This is a genomic window from Rhodococcus opacus (assembly GCF_012396235.1).
Lineage (GTDB): Bacteria > Actinomycetota > Actinomycetes > Mycobacteriales > Mycobacteriaceae > Rhodococcus_F > Rhodococcus_F opacus.
In genome coordinates this window covers 1-6,846 of record NZ_JAAXPA010000067.1, presented here as the reverse complement: position 1 = coordinate 6,846, position 6,846 = coordinate 1, and the positions used below count along the sequence as shown (strand labels likewise).

4 protein-coding genes are annotated in these 6,846 nt (G+C 63.4%); all 4 read right to left on the bottom strand.

The features are described 5' to 3' along the window. Nucleotides 1-1,372: 1,372 nt before the first annotated feature. On the bottom strand, nt 1,373-2,806 hold the full coding sequence (gene pntB / locus HGB39_RS37620) for a Re/Si-specific NAD(P)(+) transhydrogenase subunit beta (RefSeq protein ID WP_005563561.1): 1,434 nt from the start codon (nt 2,804-2,806) through the stop codon (nt 1,373-1,375). A 15-nt stretch (nt 2,807-2,821) separates the two neighbouring features. Beyond that, on the bottom strand, nt 2,822-4,354 hold the full coding sequence (locus tag HGB39_RS37615; RefSeq protein WP_005563563.1) for a Re/Si-specific NAD(P)(+) transhydrogenase subunit alpha: 1,533 nt from the start codon (nt 4,352-4,354) through the stop codon (nt 2,822-2,824). Nucleotides 4,355-4,809: 455 nt separating this feature from the next. Further along, nucleotides 4,810-5,709: an SMP-30/gluconolactonase/LRE family protein gene (locus HGB39_RS37610; protein ID WP_005563565.1), complete on the bottom strand. Its 900-nt coding sequence runs from the start codon at nt 5,707-5,709 to the stop codon at nt 4,810-4,812. A 507-nt stretch (nt 5,710-6,216) separates the two neighbouring features. Continuing rightward, nucleotides 6,217-6,720: a hypothetical protein gene (locus HGB39_RS37605; RefSeq protein WP_005563567.1), complete on the bottom strand. Its 504-nt coding sequence runs from the start codon at nt 6,718-6,720 to the stop codon at nt 6,217-6,219. Between the last annotated feature and the right edge of the window lie 126 nt (nt 6,721-6,846).

The following is a 6,846-nucleotide window of genomic DNA, read 5'->3' as shown; positions in this document are numbered from 1 at the left end:
TGGCTCACCGGCTACCGGCGTATGACCATCCGCTACGAGCGCCACGGCGAACACTTCGCCGGCTTCCTTCACCTCGCCGCCGCACTGACCTGCTTCAAGAAACTCCCCACATGAGACACGCTCTTAGGAACTGGGCTCGGTTGATGGACACCTCGTATAAGAGGTAGTTCAGGTCGAATGGTGAGGTTCCGATCCGGCGTCGGAGGACGACGTATCCCAGGTGTGCAAGGGTCACGCGGTGGCGAGCGATCCTCAAGACGAGGCATCGTCGAGTTCGGCCGGCATTTGGGTCGGCTCCTAGACCCCGAGGTTGCAGGTCACGATGCTGCGGTCGAATCGGAAAGACTGTCCCACTTGTGCATTCGATTCGAGCGCCGAGTGAGTCCACGGTCCGGCAGGCTCTCGGACGGGTCGACGGTGGCGAGTTGGAAGGTACTCGGCCACCACCAGACCGGTGCCGGTGAGAGTGAGGGCGAGCGTGTGGTGGCCGCGGTGGACGGCAAGACCGCTGTAGCGCACGGGTCCTGGGCAGTCGGACCTGCACCTGTCGTAGCGGTTACCTCCGCTGGGCGGTGTCGTACTCGGTAATGCCGCGACGCCACCAGGTCCGATGAGCCTTCCCCCGCTCAGGTGCGTGGTCTTGATGGTCACTGTCGATGCCCTGCTCCGCGGTACCGGCGCGAACAGTGCCGGGCCGAGTACGTGATGGCCGTCAGGACGAACCGGCCGGGGTTACTGGCCCGTATCCGCGAACTGGCGTGGGAACCCACCGGTGGTGTGGTCTGATCAGGTCGAACGCGGTCGCGCCTGGCAGAGCGGCGTAGCCGCCAATATCGTCACCGACGCCCGCGACCTAGATTTCCCCACTCTAGGCAATTGAACGAGGAGTGGGCGGATACGACGGCGACATTGGATTCGCCGGCGACACGGGCCGCATATCGGATGACGGGGCCCGAGGTACAGCAGTCGGCCTCCCTCGCCGCCGCTTCGGGGAGCTTGCTAGGAAGGGAGCTCGAACGCCCTCACCGTCCATACCGAGAGACTCGCAGGGCAGGGTCCCGTTCCAGGGTGATCGTGTGCCCAGAAGCACTCCTGCACGAGACGCGGCAGACGTGATGAGCGTGTGCTCCGGGCCATTCTTCGCGAGGCGAATGCCCGTCGGCCGGAAGTACCACGGTCCATCGACGCTAATCGAACATGCCGCACTGAATGCCTGCCTGGCCGCGAACCCAAGGTCCGCGGCCGGGGTCTTCTCTTGTCATCGGACGACTGAAACTCCGGTGCCGCACGAACTACTCGGTCGACGGATGCCGCCATACTCGCTGGGAGGAGAGCCGGAAGGCTCACCCGCTCTCCCCCGGCGGCGAACACGTCAGACGCGGGCACCCGCCAACGCTCCCACGATTTCGTCGATCCGTGTCTTGGCGTCACCGAAGAGCATTTGCGTGTTGTCACGGAAGAAGAGCGGATTTTGGACGCCGGCGTATCCCGAGGCCATCGACCGCTTGAAGACGATCACGTTGCCAGCCTCCCACACAGCGAGCACCGGCATGCCCGCGATCGGGCTGGCCGGGTCCTCGGCCGCCGCTGGATTGACCGTGTCGTTGGCCCCGATTACCAGCACCACGGAGGTATTGGCCAGGTCATCGTTGATCTCGTCCATCTCCAAGACGATGTCGTAGGGAACCTTCGCCTCGGCCAGTAGCACGTTCATGTGGCCGGGGAGACGTCCTGCGACTGGGTGGATGCCGAACCGGACATCGACGCCCCGCTCGCGCAGCTTGCGGGTCAGTTCAGCAACTCCGTGCTGCGCTTGAGCGACAGCCATGCCGTAGCCGGGAGTGATGACCACCGAGTCGGCGGTCGATAACATCTCCGCCACCGTCTCGACATTGGTTTCCCGGTGCTCGCCGTAGTCGGCTTCATCGTCCGGTCCCGTCACGAGACCGAAACCCCCGGCGATGACGGAGATGAACGACCGGTTCATCGCCTTGCACATGATGTAGGACAGGTAGGCGCCAGAGGAGCCCACCAGTGCGCCAGTGACGATCAGTAGATCGTTCGCGAGGAGGAAGCCCGAGGCGGCGGCGGCCCAACCGCTGTAACTGTTGAGCATAGACACGACCACTGGCATGTCGCCGCCCCCGATCGATGCAACGAGGTGCCAACCCACCCCCAGCGCGAGGATGGTGACTGCCGCGAGCAGCCACAGTTGCGGCTCGATCACGAACCACACCGTTAGGGTGACGAAGGCGACCAGTGCAGCGAGATTCAAGAAGTTCTTGCCGGGCAGCATCAGCGGGGACGCCTTCATCTTCGCGGAGAGCTTGAGGTACGCGACGACGGATCCGGTGAATGTCACCGCGCCGATGAAGAGGCCGATGAAAACTTCTGCCGAGTGGATACCCAGCATTCCCTGCTCTCCGAGGGCTCGGGCCTCTGCACCGTCGATGTGTTCGACGTGCAGGTACCCGTTCCAGCCGACCAGCACGGCGGCGAGGCCGACGAAACTGTGCAACAACGCAATCAGCTCGGGCATCCCGGTCATTTGCACCACACTCGCCCGTTGGAGTCCGATCAGGGCACCGACAAGCATGAAACCCGCGAGGAGGATCAGACCGAATCCCGAAACACCGTGGTCGACCGCCAGGACGACGGTCGCGACGAGCGCCACCGTCATTCCGGCGATGCCGAAGGTGTTTCCGGCCTTAGCGGTTTCGTGCTTCGACAGGCCGGCGAGGGCAAGGATGAACAACAGCGCAGCGACGATGTAGGCCGCGTAGGCGGCCGATTCGATTGAGATCAAGGTAATTCAGACCCTTCAGGACCGCGAGAACATGGCGAGCATGCGGCGGGTTACCGCAAAGCCACCGAAGATGTTGATACTGGCGAGCAGGATCGCGGCGGAGGAAATCGCCGTGACCGCTACATTGTCGTGGCCGATCTGCAGTATCGCGCCAACTACGATGATTCCGGAGATCGCGTTGGTCACGGACATCAGTGGGGTGTGCAGGGCGTGGTGCACGTTGCCGATGACGAAGTAGCCGATCACGATCGCCAGGGCGAAAACGCTCAGGTGCACCTGCAGTGGGGGCGGCGAGACGGCGATCAAGGCGAACAGCAGCGCCGCTGCGATGCCGACGATGCCCTGTTTCCTTCTGGCGGAGACCGGCTGTTTCGGCTCGGTCGGAACCGGGACACTCTCCGATTTGTTGATGGTCGGGGCTGGGGCGGCCGACACCTGCACTGGCGGCGGCGGCCAGGTCGACTCGCCGTCGCGCACCACGGTGATGGAGCGCACGATCACGTCATCGAAGTCGAGTACGAGTTCACCATCTTGGCCGGGCGTCATCAGCTTCATCAGGTTCACCAGATTGGTGCCGTAAAGCTGGGATGACTGTGCGGGGAGCCGCCCGACGAGATCGGTATATCCGATGATGGTCACACCGTTGTCGGTGACAGCCACCGCACCCGGCACAGTTCCTTCGACATTGCCGCCGCTCGCGGCTGCCATGTCGACGATGACGCTGCCCGGTTTCATGCTGGCGACCATCGCGGCCGTGATCAGCCGCGGTGCCGGGCGGCCCGGTATGAGCGCCGTGGTGATGACGATATCGGCCTGCGGAACAGTCGCGGCGTAAAGGTCCGACGCGCGGGTGTTGTAGTCCGCCGACATCTCCTTCGCGTATCCGGTGGCGCTGACCTCGATATCGCCGGCTTCCACGGAAAGGTATTCGCCGCCCAGAGAGCGGACCTGGTCGGCTACCTCGGGGCGAGGGTCGGTTGCTTTGACGACCGCGCCGAGACTGCCAGCGGCACCGATCGCGGCAAGGCCCGCGACACCGGCCCCCGCGACGAGTACGGTCGCCGGCGGGACCTTGCCGGCTGCCGTGACCTGACCGGTGAAGAATCTGCCGAAGGCATGTGCGGCCTCGACTACGGCTCGGTAGCCTGCGATGTTGGCCATTGAGGAGAGCACGTCCAGTGACTGAGCTCGCGAGATTCGGGGCACTGCGTCCATGGCGAGGGCGGTGATCGGTCGGTGCGACAGATCATCGACGAGTTCGGATTTGAGCGCGGGACTCAGGATCGCGACGAGCGTCGCGCCGGGGCTCAGCCCGTCGAGTTGCTGCGATGCCGGTGCATTGACTCCGAAGACGATGTCGGCTTGCAAGGGATCCCCGATGGTGGCGCCGGACTCCGCGTACGCCGCGTTCGAGAAAGCGGCACGTTCGCCCGCACCGGTCTCGACGACCACGTCGTAACCGAGCTTGCGTAGCTGAATCACGGTCGCGGGAGTCGCCGCGACGCGTGTCTCTCCAGGTTTGTTCTCTTTCAGTACTCCGATGAGCACAGCTTGGGTCCTTCCTACGATCGACGAGGGGCGGATTGGGCGCCGGCGGCACGAACGTTGCCGACGCCGCTCGTACTCATCGAATGACTAATGGCGATGGGTGGAACCACAGTCCCGACATTTGTTTCGTGCACGGCGACGCGGTCCGAGCAGCGACCGTTATCTCATTCACGGTGGACGATTGTCGGGTCGCCAACCCCACGGGGGCGGGCAGGGAACGAACCGCCGGGGTCCCCCATCGCGTTCGGCAACCAACCCGGGCAAGTCAGATCCGGTCGATGACCTCGGCGGCTCGACATGCTGCACCCCACCGTCGGAGCACTGTGCAGGGGAACCACCGGGAAATGAGCTCACTCATAGCCCAGTGGCTCGGCAACTCTGATAAGGCCGTGACTTTCCAGCGGTCCGCAAGGCGCAGGAGATCTTCACCCTGCTGGCCACCTGTCCGTCAATTTTCAGGGCCTACCCGCATGTGGCACATCGACCTTGGTGGCCAACATTCGGCCCTCGCGCGCGTTGCTCCGTGCCTTCTCGTCGAAATCGGGGGCAACGCAGAGGAAGAGGGTTTTGCCGTCATTTCCCCCCAGCGCGACCGCGAAAACACCCTCGGGAGCAGTGCTGACGGTGTCGAGGATCTCGCCGCCTTCGGCGATACGTGCTGCGCGTTGGTTGACGCAGTCGGCAATCCATACTGCGCCTTCTGCATCCATCGTCAGACCGTCCGGAACGATCGACGCTTGTGCCAATCGCTTCTCCACGCTCGCTTCGTCGCCCAGGTCACCGAAGGAGGCCCAGTCTCGACGCGCTCCGAGAGTCCCGTCCGGCAGGATGTCGAATGCCGAGATCTTGTTGCCGAACAGTTCGTTGACCAGCAACGTTCCCCCATCGGGAGAGATCACCATCCCATTCGGGAATGAAAGACCGTCCGCTACTACTTTCGCGGATCCGTCGGTGTTGACCAGCACGATCGTGGTGAGTTCGTGATCGGCCCCGGCCATCATGTCGAATCCGAAGTTCCCGACGTAGGCCTGGCCGTTCTCGGCGACGACCATGTCGTTCGCGTGCCCACCGCACAGGTCCCAGATATCGGCGTGCTCGACGAGCGATCCGTCCGTCTCCTGGCGAAGAACCTTACGATCCTTCATCGATACCACCAGCATGCGCCCGTCCGGAAGCCAGCCCAGCCCGGAGGGCTGTTCGGGGACCACCGCAATCTGCTCTACAGAGCCGTCGGGGTTCACCGCGTTGACCGTGAACGTGTAGAAGTCGACGAACCACAAGCGCCCGTCGTGCCAGCGCGGACCCTCCAGGTACGTGAATCCATCGGTGACTACGGATAACTGTCGTTCTGTCATCTCAGCCCTTTCCTTCGTGCCCTTGTTGGTCGGCTGAACGCCGCACCATCACCAGCGTGACTGGCATCACTAGTGTTGGCCGTCGACTCCTGTTCGTGGTGTCCCAAATCGCTACGCTCAACCGCGGCACATGTGCCAGCCCGTGGTTCTTCGTGCTCGCGTGGCGCCACGGACGGCGACCGGTCGCGGAACACGTACCCGTCGAGGGTGCATGTCCCCAGCAGTCCGATTCGTCGCACCTTGGGACGTGGGTGCTGCGGCGAGGCTGACCTGGTGCGCCCCCACGTACCGAGTCGCTTGACCCAGGCGGGCGAGGGTGAGTTTCGGTGTGCAGCAAAGGACGATAGGTGCGCATGGTCGACCAACCGACCTTCGTGCCGGTTGATTCACATGCTTTTCGCGACGACAGGTGTCTCGGTCGTTAGACGATGATTGGGGTAACCCGAGAGTCGAACGTTCTGTCGGACAGGGTGTTCGATCCTTGCCAGTCGGTCGGCAAGTGCGGCGTCACCCGCCGGACCGAAGCTCGTCCAGTTGCATTTGCAGTCGACAGGTCGGCAAACTCCGACCCGGGAGGCGCTCTTTTTGGCTATTTTCCGTGCTTGCACCGCCCGTGGACCTGTCGTATCCCGCGACGACCGATCGTGTTGTTGCGTCAGGTTTCGGTCGAAGCTCGACCACAACCCCGAAAGTGTCTTTGCCTCCACCGACCCGGCGAGCGTGCAGATGGACGTCGATGCCCTCCATGAATCGAAGTTCGCTGGCGCATTCGAGACGTTCTTCGAGGTTGCGGGTTGCCCAGTCCCACAGGAGGACCTGGTCCGATGAATCCATGAGTCTGGATGCTGCGGGATTCGCGATGACCATGTTGTGCCCCATCGCTACTACGGCCACAGTCCCCCGTCGGCTGGCGCGAACGTATTCGTGAAGCAGGGCTTGCTCCGTGTGCGTTGCTTGTTCGTAGAGGCGGTCTTCGATGTCGCGGATAGCGTTCATGACCAGCGGAGCCATTAGACGATATGAGGGGCTGGGCTGAGGCCCCACGCACATGTGAACGTGGGTTGCCGACAGGAAACGGGTCCTGGCCGGTAGAGCCACAAGATGTGGGAGGCCCCAGCGATGAATCAGCGTACGAGC

Bases quoted from the DNA above. Each gene is read 5' to 3' on its own strand.
- HGB39_RS37610 (WP_005563565.1), bottom strand. From the start codon at position 5,709: ATGACAGAACGACAGTTATCCGTAGTCACCGATGGATTCACGTACCTG.
- HGB39_RS37605 (WP_005563567.1), bottom strand. From the start codon at position 6,720: ATGGCTCCGCTGGTCATGAACGCTATCCGCGACATCGAAGACCGCCTC.